The following is a 17,196-nucleotide window of genomic DNA, read 5'->3' as shown; positions in this document are numbered from 1 at the left end:
TACGTGGATTTGTACGTTTCGGTTGTAGCGTCCGCAGGCATGAAGATTGACACCAACTCACTCGTCTCCGCGACCGACCTGAACCGAAATTCCGGACAACTCCTGGCCCGAGCCTCGAACGGCGAACGGCTGGTGGTGCTGAACCAGAATCGCCCCTTCGCCGCGATCGTCTCGATCGAGGACCTGAATCGGCTGGAAAAGCTTGACGTCCCCGACATCCCCAGTACCCCGCAACGACCCACTTTCGATCCCGGTTTCGCGCCCAAACAACTCGCCAATCTCGACGCCGCCCAGGGCTACACCGGGATCGGACAAACCCTCGACGAGCAGACCGTGGCACTGAAACTGGCCTGCCACACCTTGGTGATGGGTGCGCCCGGATCTGGGAAGTCCGTCACATTGAGCGCGGCGATCGCCGGCGCCCGCTCCGCCGATGCTCCGGTGGAGTTCGCGATCGCCACCGTGGATCTGGTGGGCCCACAGCTTGTGCATCAGCTGGTTGACCGCGCGCCCTCGGTGGTGGCGGTCGCTAACGACCTCACAGACGACAAAAGTCTGCTGACGTTCATCAATGATGTACAGGACCAAATCAACCGTCGCAGAAGCCTTCTCAAGGAACAAGGCGTATCCACCATCGAGGAGTACCGGAGCCGCGCCTCCGCCGATCAGACGCCGATGAGCGATCTGATCATCATCGTCGAGGGTCGGTCGCGACTGGCCAATCACAACGGTCGCCCTCTCGACAGCATCATGAGCAAGGTGCTCGCCGACGGCGCGGCGCTCGGCATCTACCTGTGGTACTTCGACGCCGACGTCCCTGAATCTGAAGGGGGCCTCCGCGAAAAATCGGGGGTCCTCGACGACTGCGCGGACACGTTCGCCCAACGGATCGCGCATCAGACCGACGCAAGCACTTCGCGCCTCGTCGTTGGCTCCGACGAGGCCTCGCTCATCTCCACAGCAGGCGAGGGCCTCCTCCGCACCGCCGGTAGCGGCGCTGCGGTTCGCTTTCGCGTCGCCGCGCCGGATGCGGAAGCCACCATCGTCACCGCACCTCCGGTCAAACTGCCCGAAGACGCCGGCAAACGTTTCTGGAAGACCATGGTCGTCGGCAGCAGGTGATGCGGAGGCGGTTACTCGACCTGAATAGTTGAAGGCGTTAACCTGACGCGAGCGAAGGAACCGGCCCTCCGGGCTTCATGCCTCGACAGTCGGTCTGGCCCTCGGTGTAGCTACGGCAGCCGGGGGCTGCTTCATCTCTGGGGTCGGATGGCCGGCTGCGGTGGGGCAGCGTGCCTGGGATGGGCGGCGCGAGTCGCAACACCAATCCCGCGCGACGCGGCATGTCGGCGCGTTGACGAAGCCTTTGCCCACCGTGCCGCCTCCATGCCGCATCCTTGAACACATGGTCTCGGTGGGCTCAGTGGTAGCGGGTTACCGCATCGAACGTGTGCTGGGCACCGGCGGCATGGGCTCGGTGTACCTGGCGAAGAACCCGACCCTGCCCCGGCGCGACGCGCTGAAGGTTCTCGACGCCGAGCTGTCCCGCGATCGCGCGTTCCGGGAGCGGTTCATCCGCGAAGCCGACATCGTGTCTCAGTTCGACCACCCCGGCATCGTGTCGGTGTACGGGCGCGGCGAAACCAGCGACGGCGAGCTGTGGATCGCGCTGCAGTACGTCGACGGCACCGATGCCGAGGAGGCCCTGCGCGCCGGTGAGATGACGCCGCATCGGGCGGTTCACATCGTTGGTGAGGTCGCCAAGGCCTTGGACTACGCCCATCAGCGCAACGTTGTGCATCACGACGTGAAGCCGTCGAACCTACTGCTCAGCGATGAGATCGGTGATGGTGAGCGGGTGTTCCTCAGCGACTTCGGGGTGGCCCGCCCGATCGAGGATGTTGACCGGGAGATGGACGGGGCGTTCACCGCCACGTTGGCCTACTCCGCGCCTGAGGTCATCACTGGCGAGCCGATCGACGGTCGGGCCGACATCTACTCGCTGGGCTGCACCCTTTTCCGGCTGCTCACCGGCCGGCAGCCGTACTTTCAGGCTGACGGGGTGGTGGGCACCATCCGCGCCCACCTGCAGCAGGCCCAGCCGCGGGTGTCCGAGCACCTGCCGTGGGCCACCCCGGATCTCGACGCGGTGATCGCCAAGGCGTTGGCGAAGAATCCGGCGCAGCGGTTCGGGTCGGCTCGCGAGTTCGCCGCGGCCGCGGCCGACGCGGTGCGCGGTGCTGCGCCCCCCGCGGGTTCGGCTGCGCCGTACCGCGCCATCCCGGCGTCGCCGGCTCCGCGGCGCGTGCCCCCGCCGCGGCCGGCTCCGGTGGTCGAGCAGCCGGCGCGGCCGGTTCCGCCGCCGCGGCAGCAGCTGTTCGATCACGCCACGGAGTTCCGGCCAAACCAGGCGCCGCGGCGCGCACGACCGCAGGTCTCGGTGCCCAAGGTCTCGGCGCCGAAGCTTTCGGTGCCGAGCGTCTCGATGCCCCGGCCGATCGTCATCCTGTGGAGCGTGGCCGCCGTCTTGATCGTGGCCGCGGCGGTGCTGATCAGCCTTGTAGTGCGGCGGGAGATGAGCCCGCCGCCGGCGGCCGCTCCGACGCCGGCGCCGGTCGGCGATACCGCCGCCCAGGAACAGCTCACCGAGCTGCTTCCGTCGGGTTACCCGGCGGGCAGCTGCGAGCCGACCCCGATCGGTGCCGGCGCTCGTGCCGTCGTGTCGTGCGGGCAGAACACCGATCCCGGTGGCCCCGCGTCCTCGGAGTTCACCCTTGCCGAGGACGAGACGGCCCTGCAGGGCGCGTTCACCGACGTGATGAGCCGGTCGTCGGTGGTCGTGTGCCCCGGAAACATTCAGTCGCCGGGCGCGTGGCGGCGCAACGCCAGCCCGACGTCGGTGGCCGGGACGCTGTATTGCGGCACCCGCGACGGCACGGCCGTGATCGCTTGGACCACGACCGCTGACCTGCTGCTCAACGTTGTCGAGGCCGAGACCTCGGAGATGGCTGACCTGTACCGCTGGTGGTCCTCGCACTCCTAACCCTGGAAACCGGGGCGTGAGTCCCCGGAATAGGTGGTGACGCCACCTATTACGCGGCAGCGGCGGAGCCAGAAGACTGCGGTCTTCTGCCGCGATTTCCCGAAGGGAACCGCGTCGTGAAAAACGCAAGCATCGTGATGCTGGCCGGAGTGCTTTACCTGTACCTGGTGTTCGGCTTCTACGTGGTGCACACCACCGGCAGCACCGCCGGCCTGGCCGACATCGGTAACGCCAAGCTCGCGTGGGTGGGCGTGGCGGCTCTGGCCGTGGCTGCTGGGGCCCGCAAGAAGTAGCGGGGCTACGCGGGGGCCGGGAGCAGCGTCTGGCTGGGATCTGAGGGCCGCAGGCCCTTGAAGCTGGTGTGCCGGAGCCATCGACCCGCGACGTACTCGCGGTAGGCGACCTCGGCGACGAGCTGGGGCTGCACGAAGCGCACGCCGGGCACGTCGACGTGGTTGGCGACAGGGGCGGTCGAGCATCGCAGCGGCTGCAGCTGCGCGTGCAGGGTCCGGCGCGTGAGGTCGCTGAAGCCGGTGCCGACCTGGCCGATGGCCACCAGGTCGCCGGTCTGGTCGTGTCCGGCGACGAGCAGGGACCCGACGCGGGTGCGTCCGCCTGGGCCGCCGGCGTTCCAGTATCCGACGATTGTCAGCTCGATACTGGCTCGGATCGGGACCTTGATCCAGTACGGGCTGCGCTCCCCCGGCCGGTACGGCGAGTCGAGATCCTTGACGACCACACCCTCCATCCCGTGCGCGGCTACGGCGTCCAGTGCGTCGGAGGGGGTCACGCCGAGCATGGGGCGCGGCACGGTGAGTAACCGCGACTTGTCGACCACCATGAGGTCGTCGAGCAGGTCTCGGCGCCGGGTGTAGGGCTGCTCGATGACGCTGTGGCCGTCGGCGTGCAGGATGTCGAACGCCCAGAACCGGACGGGAACTGAGCGTACGAGGTCCGCGCCGGGCCTGCGCTGCTGAGGCCAGCGCCGCTGCAGCCGGGTGAACGACGGCCGCCCTTGGGCGTCGAGGGCGACGATTTCACCGTCGAGCACGACGCGGCGGTCACCGATCGCCGCGGCGATGCCGGACAGCTCGGGGAACGTGCGGGTGACGTCGGTGCCGTTGCGTGAGAACACGGTGACGGCGCCGTCGGCCACGACGATCGTGCCGCGCTGGCCGTCGGCCTTCACTTCCACGGCCCGTCCGGTGCCCTGGGGTGGGGTGCCCAGGGTGGCCAGCATCGGCGCGTACGCGGCGTCGCGCACGGCGGGCTTAGTTCTGGTGGTGGGCACGTTTCGACGGTACGCGCGAGACCCGGTTGTGCTCCGTGCGTGACCGGTCGGTGATGCACGGTGCATCACTGTCGTGGGCGAACCGTCAGGGCGGGGGTGGCTGTCCGTCGATACCGATGAACTGGATCTCCGACATTGCTACTGAGGTCACTTCGTCTGGGTTGGGTGAGGTGTTTTCGCTTGTCGGCGTTGCTGGTTGGGGCGGTGGAGACGTTTCAGCGACGCGGATAAGCAATTTGCTGACGGTGGCCGGCGGGTTCAGGGCGATGAATCGCCAGTCGCGGGCGCCGGCGGTGTCGATTGTCACCGGGTCCCGCCTGAGGTCTTTCGGGAAGTACACCTCGAGTTTGGTGACGATGCGGTGCTTGGACCACTGGTCGGTGCCGTCGGGTGCGGTGGCGTCGAAGCCGCCGATGATGCGGATCTGGGTCAGCGTGACTTGCCGGCCGAAGTCGATCTGGATCTGCTGCCCGTCCTGGTTCTTGGCGCGGGTGCACACCCACGCGGTGTTGAAGTCGCTGTCGAACGCGCGGTTGGCGTCCGAGTAGTTGGGGTCGCGGGGGCAGACGTCGGAGGCGGTGGCCCCGGACAGGATCGTGTCGCGGTTGAGCGGTGCCTGGCTGGGAGGTGGTGGTGGAGCCGCGGTGGCCGGCGTCGCCGGTGCGGGTGGATTGACGTCGGTGGTGAGGTAGTTGACGCCGGCCAGGGCGACTAACAGGATCGCGACCGCGGCGACGGTCATGATGGCTACGCGGGCGCGGTTCTCCCGCGGTACCCGGTTGTTGAAGGCACGTCCGCCGGCGGTCACGGCACGGCCGGAGGCCCGCATACCGCGGCTGAGAAAACCGGGTTTGCGGGTTCCGTCCGAGTCGGCCTGAGGGGTGCTGTCGCCGTCAGCGGGTGTGCTGCGGCGGGCCGGGCGCGTGGCTGAGCGTGGGGCCAGCGACGCCAGGATCAGGCGCCGGTTGTCCCAGCTGCGGTCGATCGGCAGATCGTTGTCGTCGTTGTCTGTGCCCATGCTCATCGTGTCGTGTCGTCGTCCATGTCGATGATGTCGTAGATCGCGTCGTGGGCCTTCTGGCCCTCGGTGCGCACCGGCAGGGCCGGGCGGCTGTAGTCGGGTCGCGGCATCGGCTGTGCTGCAGCGGGTACGTGGCCGTAGAAGTGATAGTGGTTCACCTGAGTCAGCTGCGGCGAAGCCGTCTTGGGTGTCCGTGCTGGGGCCTTATGGCGGCGGCGACGGCGGAGCGCCAGGCGCACGAGGCGGCGCAGCAGGGGCCAGAAGAACCACAGCGTGACGCTGAGGACGAGGCTGTATCCGAAGGCCTCGTAGGGGTCGGTGTGCAGGAAGTGCGTCGCGGCGCCGGTCATGAGCGCCGCGATGATCAGGGTGCGTATCACGGTGATCCTCCTCCGGGGCTGACGGTGGTGATGTGGTGGCCGGCGGCGGCGCCGGCAAGTTCGGGGTCGTAGGTGACGAGGGTGCGCAGTCGTGGTCCGGCGCTCAGGGCCGCGGCGATGTGCAGTGCGTCGACGGTGCGTGCGGGGCTCGGGTTGAGCGCCACGGCGGCGTCGAGGAGGCGCTCGGTGACGGCCACGGTGTCGAGCCCGGCCAGGACGTGGTGGGCGTGACCGGTGGCTTCTTTCGGTAGGGCGGCCACTGCGCGGAGCAGCTCGACTCGTGACAGCGCGCAGGTGATCCACCGGGTGTCGGTGTGTGCGCTGAGGTATGCGGTCAGGGCGGCGGATTCGGGCGCTTCGTCAATGAGTTTCATGAGGGCGGTGGGGTCGAGGTAGATCACCGGTCGTCCCGTGGGGCGGCGGTACTGGCGTTCTGGCGGTACGAGCGGGGCGGGCGTTTGAGGATGTCGGTGACACTGTGGCGGGCGGCAGTGACTTCCTTGCTGGCGATGAGTGCGGTCCAGGGGTCGTAAGCGGCGGGGATCATCTGCGCGACGGGGTGCCCGTTGTTGGTGATTTCGACGGTTTCTCCGGCGGCCACCTCGCGTAGAACCATGGCTGCATTCTGGCGCAGTTCACGGACACCGTAGCTCTTCATGTACACAGCGTAGCTCGCAGTAGCACACCGTGTACACATGTCGATGTGAGGTGGCCGGGGGTAGTGGATGCGCCGAGTCGTGGGGGCAGCGAGCTGCGATGCCGCATTCATCGCTGGGGTCGAGGCTGAACGAGCTGTCCGAGGACCGGCCGAATGCCTGCGGTACGACACCGGGATCAGCCTCGGTCCGGCCGGGCCACAGTGACGCACGTGTCGGCCCGAGGTGGCAGCGACCCTCCCCAGCGGCCGGGTTTCCTTTGGCCTTGGCGCGGGTCGTTGGCGCGCGCTGGCGAGCGGTGGCGCACCGCCTGCGCACCGACGGCAGACGGGCTTCCACGCGGCATCCGGCGGGGTCGACCCGAGCCGTCAACTCGTGTGCAACCGGCCCCGGAACTCGGTTGTGGTGCACAGTGGCGCGGCTCGTACGCGGGTTCCGCGACAGCGCGCCGAGGAGCCAGTGACCGAGCCCAGACACCCGTCTCGACCTGACGCCTATGCAATGTCGGCGCATGCGACGCAATGGTCGAACGCCGAACGCTGTGGGCGGGCCCGATGAGCCCTGCGAAAGTGTCAGTGAGTCAGCTCAGCTGCGGCCACTGAAAGTGTGGTGAGCACGCTCTGGCGCAGTGTGGCGCAGCTGATAGGGACGATCATTTCGCGGTGGCTTTCCGGCCGTCGAGAGCGCTCCGCAGGGAGGCGATGTCAGGGTGACGGACGTACACGTCCCAGTTCCGGTCGAGGTCGTTGAGGTCGGCTCCAGGAGCCAGATCGAGACCCAGCTCGCGCAGGCGGTCGGGCAGCTGTTCGCGGCCGTCGCACAAGTCGTAGACCGGCCAATGGTCGGTGCGGGCAGGGGCGCTGGATACAGCGTCGCCGCCGCCGGTCTCCGACCATCCGGTGAGGGTGATGCGGCCGGTGTCGTCGGCGAGCAGCCATAAGCCGTAGTCCATGTACAGGAGTCCCTTCTGCATTAGCAGCGCTCGCGGGGTGCGGTGTCGATGGTCATGGGGCGGTGCCTTTCAGACGAGCTTGTTGATCTGGTTGACGAAGTAGCGCTGCACGATCTGAGTGCCTGTGTGGCCGGCCTTGTCCAGTGGCGTGGTGGCGTAGTTCTCGTGAAATCCACCCTTGATGAATTCGGCGTAGTGCTTGACGGCCTGGGCGACGTTGGCAGCGGAGAACTGGGAGAAGGTGGGTCCGAACATTCCGGTGGACTGGCTTCCGACGCCGCCGGTGGCGACGCTGATGGCGTTGAGCACGGCGGTGGCGAGATCGCCGATGTTTACGCCGCCCCCTTGGGAGATGCCCGCTCCGACGGGGCCGAAGCCGCTGACGTTGATGGTGGTGGTGCGGTCCTTCATCTGGGCGAGTGCGGCGCCGACGCTACTGGCGGTGGTGGCGATGGTGGTGATGGCGGCAGGGATGGCCGCCCACGCACGGGAGGTCACCAAGTTGATGACGTTGGTGACGGCGTTGACGAGGTTGGTGGCAGCGCCGGCGACCTGGGGGCCGGCCAGGTAGAACAGCTGCTGGGCGAGGGCCTTGGCGAAGGCGACGCCGCGGCTGATCAGGTTGGGGATCAGGTTGGGATCGTTGACCAGCTGCAGGATCTGGTTGATGGCGGCGGCGGCGGGGGCGATGAGGCCTCCCATGAAGATGGTGGCGAGCTTCTGGGCCGACCCGGAGGGGTCGGCGGCGTCGAGCTGGGAGCCGAGGTGCCCGATCATGCGCATCACGAGGTCACCCTGAGGCAGGTTGCAGTAGTAGTCCTGGGGGGCGCAGACGGAGAGCAGTCCGTTGCGCTGCAGCAGTGACCCGAACCCTCCCGAGCGGACGCCGGCGAAGCCCATGCCGGGGTCGCGCAGGCCGATGGTGGGTTGTCCGACGGGGGCCTGGGAGGGGTCGGCGACCAGGGCCACGCCGAGCAGCTTGTTGGCGGGGATGACACCGCGGTTGTGTCCGATGGCGGCGGCGACGTCACCGGCGACGTCAGCGCCCTGGCTGTAGCCGGTGAGGATGAACACGGTGTTCGGGCAGGCGCTGGCGACAGCTTTCAGACGGGCGTTGGTGGCGTCGATGCCGGCGTTCTTGGAGGCGCGGTATCCGCCGCCGTCGGTGCCGCCGACGATGGTCGCGGGGTAGGGCGTGTAGTACGTGACCATCCGTACGGGTGCGTTCTTACGCAGCGGCTCCAGAATGTTGCCGAGGACGCCCACGGGCTTGTCCGGATCGGCCTTCGGGTTGGTCTGGGTGGTGCCGGGAACGGCGATGGCCTCCACGGCGGGGCAGTTGGCGGCCAGCGCCGTGGGTGCGGTGTTCAGCAGCAGGGCGGCGCTGACGGCGGGTGCGAGTGCCAGTGCGGTGAGGCGGCGGGTGCAGATCATGCGGCGACCGCACCGTCGTAGAAGGTGCACAGCTTGCGGATCGCGCGCTGGGCGCGGCGTTCGACGGCGCTGACGTTGGCGCCCAGGACGCGGGCTGCGGTGGAGGGGCTGAAGACGTCGGAGGTGAGGTAGAGAGCGCGCAGGGTGTCGTGCTCCAGGGCGGTGATGATGCGGCGGTCGCGGGCCTGCTGCAGCAGGGTGGAGGTGTGGTCGTAGTCGGTGCCCAGATCGGCCTTGTCGAGGACGACCGAGTGGGGGTCGACGCGCACGGCGACCGCCGGGGATTCGGCGGCGGGCCGGGCCTTGAGGACACGCTTGAGGGTTTGGCCGTAGAGGTAGCGCGAGTTGAGCAGCTGGGGGTCCCCCGCGGTGCGGATGATCTCGAAGAAGATGCGCAAGGTGTCGTTGTCGCGGGCGTCGCGGTCACTGGAGCGGTACCCGTCGGGGTCGGCCATGTCGGCGATGCGTCGCAGCGGGTGGCGCATGAGGACTGCGGCCATCAGGAGGGCGTGGCGGTCACCGCTGCGGGCATAGCGCGCGATTTGGGGCAGTGCGGCGGAGACGGTCTCCAGGTGCGCGCAGATCGCGGCCGGCGAGGACGGCGGCTGCTTGTGCAGTGATTGGACGAGGGTCACGGAGGGGGTGAGGTCGCCGCGGCTCGGCCGGGTGAGGAGGCGGTGGGCCTGCTCGGCGAGGTGGTCCCAGGTGTTCATCGAATTCCTTGGCGTCGCGGGTTGGTGACGCGTTCATGGAATCCGCGGGGGTTGTTGCGGGGGTTTGCAGAGCGGTTGGCCGGGGCGTTGTCAGCGGGCCGGAAAAACTGTGATCTGAGTCACTGTGGAAGCTGCCGACGTGGCGTTTCAGGGTTGACAACCGGGTTGTCAGGGAAGTGGTGTGCGCAGCCAGCCGGACATCGCCGTGCATTGCTGGGGATGCTCAGAAGGTGCGGTGCGGGGCCGGCGGAATCGCACGTGAGGACGCGCTGGTGCAGTACGTGCGGGTGCGGGAGGTATTCGCCCAGGTCGTGTGCGCCGCATATGCGGTGATGCGGTTGGCGAATAGTTGTCGAGCTAATTGCACTAGGGGTGTCGCTCGGGATTCCTCTACGCAAGCTCCGAGATCCCGAGCGTAATCCCCTTGTCAAGCATCTAGCGAACATATGCGGCGCATACGCGCGTATGCGTTATCAATTCGTTACATATGCGGTTGTCGGGATTTCGGGGTCGCAGGGGTCATAAGGGGCTGCTCAACACCACCGACCCCCGAGAGGCCTGCCCGTGGAGCCCATGGCCCAGCCGATCCGCCGCAACGCCGGCGGCGTCCGCGCGTACTCCGATCACCTGCGCGACCTGATGAGCCAGCTTGCCGCCGACCCGCTCAACGAGCAGAAGTCGATCGCGTTGGTGACCCACATCGTCGAGCGCCGGGAATCCGCGGCGCAACTGCTCGAAAAACTGCAGTCCCAGACCTTGGGCATCTCATGCTGAGTCGCCCCCTGCAGAGATTCCTGGACGGGGTGTTCCTTCGCATCAGCGGCGGCGACACGATCCGCGCCGACGAGATCCGCACCCGCGCAACAGGCACCTTTCTGGTGTTCATCATGGCGAGCTACATCCCACTCATCGCAGCGGTCGTCCTGCTGGTGATCAACCGGCCCCAGCCGGTCGATGAGATCGCCCAACGCGATCAGATGTCGGCGGTCGAGGCCTACGCCACACACTTCGTCGACACCTACCTCAAAGACCCGTCCAACAGCACGGCCATCAAGCAGTTCTACGACGGCGATGTGCCCGCATCCGCACTCCCCGCAGGCGGTCGAGCACTGCGCGCATCCTCTGCGCTTCCCGGTGTCTTTCTCGACGGTTTTCAGACCTACTCCGTGGTCGTAGATGCCGAGATTCCGAAAGCGGCCAACTCCGCGTCGATGGTCTTCATTCGGCTACAGGTCGACATCTCTGCTGACACCAAGAACAGGTTCAAAGCGTTCACCCTGCCGCACGCCCGACCGGACAGGCCGTCGGGCGTCGCCGTCGAACTCGCCACGACAACATTGGTCGCCGAAGATCGCCCGGTTTTCAAGACGGTTTACGGGTTTCTCAGTGCCATGTTGACGGGCCAGGGAGACCTCGCTCCATACGTGGCCGCAGGCTCTGGTTTGACCGCCGCACAGCCCCCACGTTTCACGACCATGGCTATTGAACGTGTGCAAACCAATTCCGACCTCGCCAACGCCCAGGACGTGCCACCGAAAGCTGACGGCATCGAGGTCACTGTCCGCGCGGTGATGCAGACCGCGAGCGGCGTGCTCATGCCAATGGATTTCCCGCTCGTCATGTCCGTGGCCGGCGGCCATTGGCAGGTCGATCGGATCAACGATGCGCCCAGCATTGTCGCGCCCAATGACTCGGGGTCAACGACGCCCCGGACCACCACCCCATCCACCACTACAACCACACCACCGATGTATTCCAGCAGCACTCCGGAAGGGAGTTAGCACATGTTCACCACCCTCGCACCCATGGTTCTCGACAGCGCCGCCTCCGGCGCCACCGCCGCACAGGTCACCTACATGGCCGCGCCGATCTGGGACATCGGCGCCAACATCAAGAACCAAGGCATCACCTTCGCGGTGTACCTGCTCATCGGCGGCAGCGCACTGGTGTCGGCCGGCTATTACTTCATCGGCCGCAACAAGACCGCCGCGCTGAAGACCCTCGCTGTCGGCGTCGTCCTCATCGGGTTGGTTGGTTCACTACCCGCTCTCGGCGTGGTCTCCAAGGACACCATCGGCGGGCTGACCAACAGCGGAACCAGGTAGGGCCACGCCGCCGATGTTCGTCGCCAAGTGGTACACACGCGCCAGCCGAGTCCGCATCGTCATCGCGAAGTTCGACGGCCGATGGAAACTGCCCGGCGGGCCGTACCCGATCCCCGAACTGGTCGCGCTCGTCGTAGGGATCATGCTGACGCTGTTCCTGCTTCCCCGCCTCGGGCAGCCGGTGATGACCGGTGTCGTCGGCATCTCGGTGACCGCGATCGCTGTCGGCGCGATGCGCAAGATGCCCTATTCACCGGTGCCGTTCGGGACCCGCCTTCACCGCATCGCGCGTCTGTACACCAGCCCAGTCAGTGTCAGCACCGGCGATGAATCGCACGCAGTGAACACCGTCTCGACGGTGCGCCCCCAGATCGAGGTGCTCGACATGGGGATAGAACCCGTCCACGCCCACCCATCACGCCCCCGCCGCACGCCGTCGCCAACGTTCGTCCCGCCCCGTGAAACCGACGAATGGGCGGACATGTTCGGCGGCCAACAGCGCAGCGCCGCGGCAGACCTCTTCGGCTGATCCAACCCCCACCTTTCAAGGACTCATTGATGGCCAACCAGCTCGATCAGAACCTGCAACCCACCGTGTCGATCTTCGGCAACCTGCGGCGCCTGCGGGACGGCTCCATCTGGGCCGACTACCGGATCACTGGACTGCCCTACGGTTACACCAGCGATCAGCGCAAGTACGACACCCTCGTTCACCACAAGAACCTGTTCCGCGCACTGCCGAACAACGCGGTGATCTCCGGGCTGATCGCAGCGATGAACCCCGACGAGATCCTGTCGCGCGCTATCGCTGGAACTGACGTCAATGCGATGCCGATGTGGCGCGAAGAGTGCGAAGGCAAGCACGATTTCTTCTCCTCCGCGGTGCGGCCCACCGAACGCATCTTCACCGTGTCGTTCCCCGTCGTCGACTCCGATGTCGTCACCGACTTGACCGGCCTGGGTACAGCGGGCCGCCGATCCCGCGAGCGCGACCGCGCCGAAATGGCCAAGGCCGCCGATCTGGCCGCCTCAATGGTGTCGCGTCTGCCGTCGGTGTTCGGGTTCGAGCCCATGACCCCCTCGCAGATGGTGTGGCTGTGGAATCACGCCCTGTCCCGCGGCGGCGCACCTGAGGTGTTCCCCACCTCCATCCCGTCGAATGTGTCCTCACCGGCGGGCGCGTTCTCGATGGCGGAATTCGACGAGGGGGAACGCCGCGGCGAAGGCAAGCGGTGGCGACCCAGCAGCTTCGCGCCGCTGGTGAAGATCACTCAGCCCGGCCGCATCGACGCCACTGAGTCGTGGCAGACGCTGCTGGCGATCGAAGCGCTCCCCCTTGAGGGACTTCAGTTCCCCGGCTCGGAGTTCTTCACGATCGCCGACCGGGTGGCCGACTTCGACATCGACTGGGCCGTGCGCATCAGCAAGACGCCGCGGGAGCAGGCGATCTCACGCAACACCAAGAATCTGCGCAAGCTCACCGAGCAGGTCGATGAACGCGACAGCGAGATCTCGTTCGCGCAGAACACGCTCCACGAACAGGTGCTGCTACTGAGCGAGTACAACGGCCACCTGGAAAGCAACGACGATGAGATCGAGGTGGCGTTGTGCCCGATCTTCTCCGTCGCCGGCACCACCCGAGCCATCTGTGAAGACGGCGCCCTGAAACTGGTCCAGGCCTTCGAGCGCAACCGCATCAAGGTAGTCGCGCCCCTGGGTGGTCAGCGCGAGTTGTGGGCGGCGATGAACCCCGGCGGCACCAGCATGCGCGCTGTCGCGGACTTTTCGCACGTGACGATCAGCGAGTACGCCGCGGCTAGCGTGCCGTGCGCCACCAACGATGTCGGCGACGTCCGAGGTCCGATCTTCGCGCTGAACCTGTCCGGCCGGCGCAACCAGCCGGTGCACCTGGAATGGTTCCGCGAAGCCTCTCGCGATGCGTCACCGTCGGTCGCGTTCGCCGGCGAACTCGGCGCCGGCAAGACGTGGGCGATCGTGACACTGCTGTTCCATCTCGTCGACATCGGTGGGCAGTACCTGGCGATCGACCGCACCGATCAAGGGGAGTACGCGGCGCCGACCCGAACGCTGCCCAACTCCGTGGTCGTCGACATGATGCGGCCGCAGTGGTCGATGGACCCGCTGCGGATCTTCCCGTCAGACATCGGCGTCGACAAGGCCGTCGACCTGCTCACCCCGCTGTTCGGCTGCACCGCCGACTCGCCGCAGGGGCTGACCCTCGGCGAGCTGCTGCGACCCGAACTCGGGGTGCGCTCCATCCCCGACATGCTGGCCGTCCTACAGCGCGGGATGGACACCGGCGGCATGCCCGATGGCAAAAAGGCGTTGCCGGCGGGCTGGGCCGAACTGCACCGGCACCTGGACTACTGGTCGCGCAAGCGCTACGCCGCGGCCCTGATGGACCCCAACCTGCCGCCGCTGAACCTCAACGCCGAGGGCATCGTCATCCGCACCAACCGCGTGGAAGTGCCGACCGCCGAAGAAGTGGCCAGCGGTGACCCCATCGACCCCAGCAAGGTGTTCGGCCGCGCAATCTACGGGTTGTCCACCGAGATCGGCCGCCAGGCATTCGGCTCCAACCGTCGCCGCATGGGCGCTGTCGTCATGGACGAGGCCTACCACGTGACCTCGACCCCACGCGGGCTCGCCAGCGTCACCCGCATCGTCCGCGACGGCCGCAAGGACAACACCGCCCTGATCCTCGGCAGCCACGACCCGGTGTCCGACTACCCCGCCGGGACCGCGCTCGACCTGATCCCGATCCGCATCGTCATGCGTCACCGCGACGAATCGCTGGCCAAACGATCCCTGAAGTGGCTGGGCATCGACCCCGACAAAAACCCGCACATCGTCACCGACCTCACCAAGAACACCGCTCCGAAAGGCAGCAACAACAAGGTGATCCCCGGCCGAGAAGGCGAGGGCTACCTGCGTGATGCCCGCGGCGCCATCGGCCGCATCAAGGTTCTCGGACCGTCCTCGCAGATGCGCCGAGAGGCGATGAGCACCACTCCCCCAGAGCAGTCCGACGTCGCATGACCGAGAACGGGGCCACCGACATGATCGACCACCACCAAGATGCCGGCGCCGTCATCGCCGCCGGCCGCCGCCGGATCCGGCGGCTCCTCGTGGCAGCACTCATTGCGCTGGCCGCCGTTGCCACCGCGCTGGTGCTCACCACCGGGCCGGCATCACCCCCGCAGGCCGCCGGCCCCGTATGCCTGACGTTCGGTCCGGGGCCGGTGAACAACGGCAAGGCGGTCATCGCCGCCGGGGTGGCGATGAATGTCCCCGAAGAGGGCATCGTCGCCGGACTGACCGCGGCGATGGCCGAAACTCACCTGCTCAACCTCGCCAACCCCCACGTCCCGGACTCGCTGGCCATCACCCACGACGGCCTCGCCGTCGACCGTCAGTCGGTGGGAATCCTGCAGCAGGGCGCCACCTGGGGAAGCCCCGAGGAACGGATGTCACCCGCGGTGGCGGCCAAGCGCTTCTACAGCGCGATGATCTCCGTCGACGGCTGGGAGACGATGCCGGCCAGCGAGCTGGCCGGGTTGGTGCAGCGCTCGGCCTGGCCCGACAGCTACGTCGACGACGAACCCGCAGCCCGCCGGTTCTACCGCGACTACATCGACGACGTGCGGGTCTCGCGTTGCGCGGCCAGCCACGCCGATACCGGCGCTGCCCTGGTGGGGGCCCCTTCGTGATGACGCTCAGCAGGCTCGCCGATCCCGACCGGCTCGACAACGCCCACCGGTGGATCCGGGGCTGGACCCCGGCAGCACCCCTGCGGTGGTGCGGCCGGCACCGCCTGATCACCGCCGCGCTCGCCGTCGCCCTGGCGCTGCTGCTCATTGGAACCGCCACGGCGTGGGCAGATCCGGGAACCGGCAACAGCAGCGACGCCGGCAACCTGCTCATTTCCTGGATGGGCATCAAAGACTCCGACGGGGTGCCGGTAGCCAAATACACCCTCACCCTCAACGAAGGCGGCTGGGACGACCCGGCCTCGACCATGTTCGCCAAGGTCGCCTCCATCTCCTACGAGATCTACCTGTGCATCACCGCCACCGCGCTCTGGCTGATCAAGTTCGTCCTGGACTTCCAGTGGATGAGCCTGTTCACCATCCCGTTCCAGACCATCGGGCGTGGCGTCACCGATGCCATGGACCGGTTCGGGCTTGCCGCGACCGCGTTGGCGGTGCTCGCGATCGTCGTCGTGTGCACTGTGCTGGTGGGCCGGACCGCCAAGGCCTTCTCCAACATCGCCATGGGCATGCTCATGATCGGCGTCGCCGCAACGATTTTCGCCAACCCGCTCAGTGAACTCGTCGGCCCGGACGGGCTGTTGGCCAAAGGGCGCGATACCGGACTCGAGATCGCCACCTCGGTGTCCGACGGCACCCTGAGCAAGCAGGGCGACGGCGCCAACATCGACCAAATGGTCTCGCGGCTGGCCGACCGCTTCCTGCGCTCACCGACGCAGATGATCAACTTCGGCACCGTCGCCGACTCGATCTCCCGTAAGTGCCGAGAAGCCTGGTCTGCGGGCATCAACAACGAACGCGGCGACAAGCTTAAAGACGACATCAAAGGGTGCGATTCCGACAAAGGCGAAGCGATGCACCAGAAGTCGATGGGCAACCCCGCCGCGATCATGGTGCCCCTGAGCATCTGCGGGCTGCTCGCCGCCTTCCTGGTGGCCTTCGCCTGCTACTTCGTGTGGCACGTGGTCAAAGCCGCCGTGCAAGCCATGCTCTACGCCGCGCTGGCTCCGCCGGCATTCGCCATCGGTGTAATCCCCGGCGGCCCGCAGACATTCGCCTGGAAAACCGTCCTGGACTGCGCGATGGCGTATGCCGCCATGGTCATCTACACCGCAGCTTTCGGTGCCTACAACGTGATCCTCGATCAGGTCTTCAAAGAATCCACCAACGCCATCCAGTCGCTGTTCATGACGGCGCTGGTCCTGGCGTTCGGATTCGCGGTGTTCGGGCCACTGCGGCGCATGTTCGACCGTCAACGCGACACGATGGCCGCCCGACTCGGCGGTGGCGGCGCGATGGGCGGGCGAGGTGGCCGCGGCTTCCTGCACAAGGCCGCGGACATGTCGCGCATCCGTCAGGAACTCGGCGACCAATTCGGTTGGGGCCGTGGAGGACGTGGCGGCTCCTCGCAGCGTGACCCCGGAAAGATCGAACCCGAAACCGACTCGTCGAGCACCTCAGGTGGTGGCGGAGACGGAGGCGGAGGCGCGGGCCCGGACGGCGGTGGACCCTCGGATCCGGTGTCGGTCGGCGATCCCGCCTCCGGCGCCCCGGACACGAGCGGATCCGGCGCGGCGGGCGGCAGCTCGGACGCCGAAGCCGCCCCCGACACCGGGAGCCGGCGGGCACCCGAACCGCAGCCCGCCGGCGCGCCCGCGGACAGCAGCCGCGCCCGCGACACCCTTGACACCGCGATCCGGATCTACCGCGCCAGCCGCGGCGATGTCGGTGGCGGAGGCGGCGGTGCCGGCGCTGCGGGGGCCGGCCGGCACGCCCTGTCCGAGGCAGCCTGACGGGCCGCGCGGATGGA

General features: G+C 67.4%; 18 protein-coding genes. 10 read left to right on the top strand and 8 right to left on the bottom strand.

All coding sequences use genetic code 11. The features are described 5' to 3' along the window. Positions 1-39 precede the first annotated feature (39 nt). From AC5Y6Y_RS22485 to AC5Y6Y_RS22475, 3 genes are all read left to right on the top strand, one after another. Positions 40-1,122, top strand: a complete 1,083-nt coding sequence (locus AC5Y6Y_RS22485; RefSeq protein WP_499930416.1) for a type II toxin-antitoxin system prevent-host-death family antitoxin — start codon at positions 40-42, stop codon at positions 1,120-1,122. A 283-nt stretch (positions 1,123-1,405) separates the two neighbouring features. Beyond that, positions 1,406-3,043, top strand: coding sequence for a serine/threonine-protein kinase (locus tag AC5Y6Y_RS22480; RefSeq protein ID WP_499930414.1), 1,638 nt, complete (start codon positions 1,406-1,408; stop codon positions 3,041-3,043). A gap of 116 nt (positions 3,044-3,159) precedes the next feature. Then, positions 3,160-3,336, top strand: coding sequence for a hypothetical protein (locus tag AC5Y6Y_RS22475; RefSeq protein WP_499930412.1), 177 nt, complete (start codon positions 3,160-3,162; stop codon positions 3,334-3,336). Between the two features lie 5 nt (positions 3,337-3,341). On the opposite strand, the gene ligD is transcribed toward AC5Y6Y_RS22475, so the two are convergent. The 8 genes from ligD to AC5Y6Y_RS22435 all read right to left on the bottom strand — a co-directional run bounded on the left by ligD (position 3,342) and on the right by AC5Y6Y_RS22435 (position 9,490). Beyond that, positions 3,342-4,334: a non-homologous end-joining DNA ligase gene (gene ligD, locus AC5Y6Y_RS22470; protein ID WP_499930410.1), complete on the bottom strand. Its 993-nt coding sequence runs from the start codon at positions 4,332-4,334 to the stop codon at positions 3,342-3,344. Positions 4,335-4,419: 85 nt separating this feature from the next. After that, a complete protein-coding gene (locus AC5Y6Y_RS22465) occupies positions 4,420-5,358 on the bottom strand; it encodes a discoidin domain-containing protein (protein ID WP_499930408.1) in 939 nt (312 codons plus the stop codon). Continuing rightward, positions 5,355-5,735 (bottom strand): hypothetical protein, encoded by a 381-nt coding sequence (locus AC5Y6Y_RS22460; protein WP_499930406.1) that lies wholly within the window; start codon positions 5,733-5,735, stop codon positions 5,355-5,357. Before AC5Y6Y_RS22460 ends, AC5Y6Y_RS22465 begins: the two co-directional genes overlap by 4 nt. Beyond that, on the bottom strand, positions 5,732-6,136 hold the full coding sequence (locus AC5Y6Y_RS22455) for a PIN domain-containing protein (protein ID WP_499930404.1): 405 nt from the start codon (positions 6,134-6,136) through the stop codon (positions 5,732-5,734). The genes AC5Y6Y_RS22460 and AC5Y6Y_RS22455 overlap by 4 nt, the downstream gene beginning before the upstream one ends. Further along, positions 6,133-6,393: a type II toxin-antitoxin system Phd/YefM family antitoxin gene (locus AC5Y6Y_RS22450; protein ID WP_499930402.1), complete on the bottom strand. Its 261-nt coding sequence runs from the start codon at positions 6,391-6,393 to the stop codon at positions 6,133-6,135. The genes AC5Y6Y_RS22455 and AC5Y6Y_RS22450 overlap by 4 nt, the downstream gene beginning before the upstream one ends. Before the next feature lie 650 nt (positions 6,394-7,043). Further along, positions 7,044-7,364 (bottom strand): hypothetical protein, encoded by a 321-nt coding sequence (locus AC5Y6Y_RS22445; RefSeq protein WP_499930400.1) that lies wholly within the window; start codon positions 7,362-7,364, stop codon positions 7,044-7,046. A gap of 48 nt (positions 7,365-7,412) precedes the next feature. Beyond that, positions 7,413-8,777, bottom strand: coding sequence for a cutinase family protein (locus AC5Y6Y_RS22440; protein ID WP_499930398.1), 1,365 nt, complete (start codon positions 8,775-8,777; stop codon positions 7,413-7,415). Continuing rightward, on the bottom strand, positions 8,774-9,490 hold the full coding sequence (locus AC5Y6Y_RS22435) for a hypothetical protein (protein ID WP_499930396.1): 717 nt from the start codon (positions 9,488-9,490) through the stop codon (positions 8,774-8,776). The genes AC5Y6Y_RS22440 and AC5Y6Y_RS22435 overlap by 4 nt, the downstream gene beginning before the upstream one ends. A 573-nt stretch (positions 9,491-10,063) precedes the next feature. On the opposite strand from AC5Y6Y_RS22435, the gene AC5Y6Y_RS22430 reads away from it, so the two are divergent. The 7 genes from AC5Y6Y_RS22430 to AC5Y6Y_RS22400 are packed head-to-tail and all read left to right on the top strand — an operon-like array spanning position 10,064 to position 17,179. Continuing rightward, entirely contained in the window at positions 10,064-10,264 is a 201-nt protein-coding gene (locus AC5Y6Y_RS22430; RefSeq protein WP_499930394.1) for a hypothetical protein, read from the top strand. After that, positions 10,258-11,271 (top strand): hypothetical protein, encoded by a 1,014-nt coding sequence (locus tag AC5Y6Y_RS22425; RefSeq protein WP_499930392.1) that lies wholly within the window; start codon positions 10,258-10,260, stop codon positions 11,269-11,271. The genes AC5Y6Y_RS22430 and AC5Y6Y_RS22425 overlap by 7 nt, the downstream gene beginning before the upstream one ends. Before the next feature lie 3 nt (positions 11,272-11,274). Further along, on the top strand, positions 11,275-11,595 hold the full coding sequence (locus AC5Y6Y_RS22420; RefSeq protein ID WP_499930390.1) for a hypothetical protein: 321 nt from the start codon (positions 11,275-11,277) through the stop codon (positions 11,593-11,595). 13 nt (positions 11,596-11,608) lie between these two features. Next, the gene (locus tag AC5Y6Y_RS22415) at positions 11,609-12,124 is read left to right on the top strand and encodes a hypothetical protein (RefSeq protein WP_499930388.1); all 516 of its coding nucleotides are present in this window, start codon (positions 11,609-11,611) and stop codon (positions 12,122-12,124) included. A 29-nt stretch (positions 12,125-12,153) separates the two neighbouring features. Beyond that, positions 12,154-14,655, top strand: coding sequence for an ATP-binding protein (locus AC5Y6Y_RS22410; protein ID WP_499930386.1), 2,502 nt, complete (start codon positions 12,154-12,156; stop codon positions 14,653-14,655). Beyond that, positions 14,652-15,326 (top strand): hypothetical protein, encoded by a 675-nt coding sequence (locus AC5Y6Y_RS22405; RefSeq protein ID WP_499930384.1) that lies wholly within the window; start codon positions 14,652-14,654, stop codon positions 15,324-15,326. The genes AC5Y6Y_RS22410 and AC5Y6Y_RS22405 overlap by 4 nt, the downstream gene beginning before the upstream one ends. Continuing rightward, positions 15,326-17,179, top strand: a complete 1,854-nt coding sequence (locus AC5Y6Y_RS22400) for a hypothetical protein (protein WP_499930382.1) — start codon at positions 15,326-15,328, stop codon at positions 17,177-17,179. Before AC5Y6Y_RS22405 ends, AC5Y6Y_RS22400 begins: the two co-directional genes overlap by 1 nt. Positions 17,180-17,196 lie beyond the last annotated feature (17 nt).

Source organism: Mycobacterium sp. NGS24 (genome assembly GCF_059813065.1).
This window is presented reverse-complemented; position numbering and strand designations above follow the sequence as displayed.

Bases quoted from the DNA above. Each gene is read 5' to 3' on its own strand.
- AC5Y6Y_RS22435 (WP_499930396.1), bottom strand. From the start codon at position 9,490: ATGAACACCTGGGACCACCTCGCCGAGCAGGCCCACCGCCTCCTCACC.
- AC5Y6Y_RS22415 (WP_499930388.1), top strand. From the start codon at position 11,609: ATGTTCGTCGCCAAGTGGTACACACGCGCCAGCCGAGTCCGCATCGTC.
- AC5Y6Y_RS22465 (WP_499930408.1), bottom strand. From the start codon at position 5,358: ATGAGCATGGGCACAGACAACGACGACAACGATCTGCCGATCGACCGC.
- AC5Y6Y_RS22450 (WP_499930402.1), bottom strand. From the start codon at position 6,393: ATGAAGAGCTACGGTGTCCGTGAACTGCGCCAGAATGCAGCCATGGTT.
- AC5Y6Y_RS22405 (WP_499930384.1), top strand. From the start codon at position 14,652: ATGACCGAGAACGGGGCCACCGACATGATCGACCACCACCAAGATGCC.
- AC5Y6Y_RS22485 (WP_499930416.1), top strand. From the start codon at position 40: ATGAAGATTGACACCAACTCACTCGTCTCCGCGACCGACCTGAACCGA.
- AC5Y6Y_RS22420 (WP_499930390.1), top strand. From the start codon at position 11,275: ATGTTCACCACCCTCGCACCCATGGTTCTCGACAGCGCCGCCTCCGGC.
- AC5Y6Y_RS22400 (WP_499930382.1), top strand. From the start codon at position 15,326: ATGACGCTCAGCAGGCTCGCCGATCCCGACCGGCTCGACAACGCCCAC.
- AC5Y6Y_RS22480 (WP_499930414.1), top strand. From the start codon at position 1,406: ATGGTCTCGGTGGGCTCAGTGGTAGCGGGTTACCGCATCGAACGTGTG.
- AC5Y6Y_RS22445 (WP_499930400.1), bottom strand. From the start codon at position 7,364: ATGCAGAAGGGACTCCTGTACATGGACTACGGCTTATGGCTGCTCGCC.
- AC5Y6Y_RS22440 (WP_499930398.1), bottom strand. From the start codon at position 8,777: ATGATCTGCACCCGCCGCCTCACCGCACTGGCACTCGCACCCGCCGTC.
- AC5Y6Y_RS22410 (WP_499930386.1), top strand. From the start codon at position 12,154: ATGGCCAACCAGCTCGATCAGAACCTGCAACCCACCGTGTCGATCTTC.
- AC5Y6Y_RS22425 (WP_499930392.1), top strand. From the start codon at position 10,258: ATGCTGAGTCGCCCCCTGCAGAGATTCCTGGACGGGGTGTTCCTTCGC.
- AC5Y6Y_RS22430 (WP_499930394.1), top strand. From the start codon at position 10,064: ATGGCCCAGCCGATCCGCCGCAACGCCGGCGGCGTCCGCGCGTACTCC.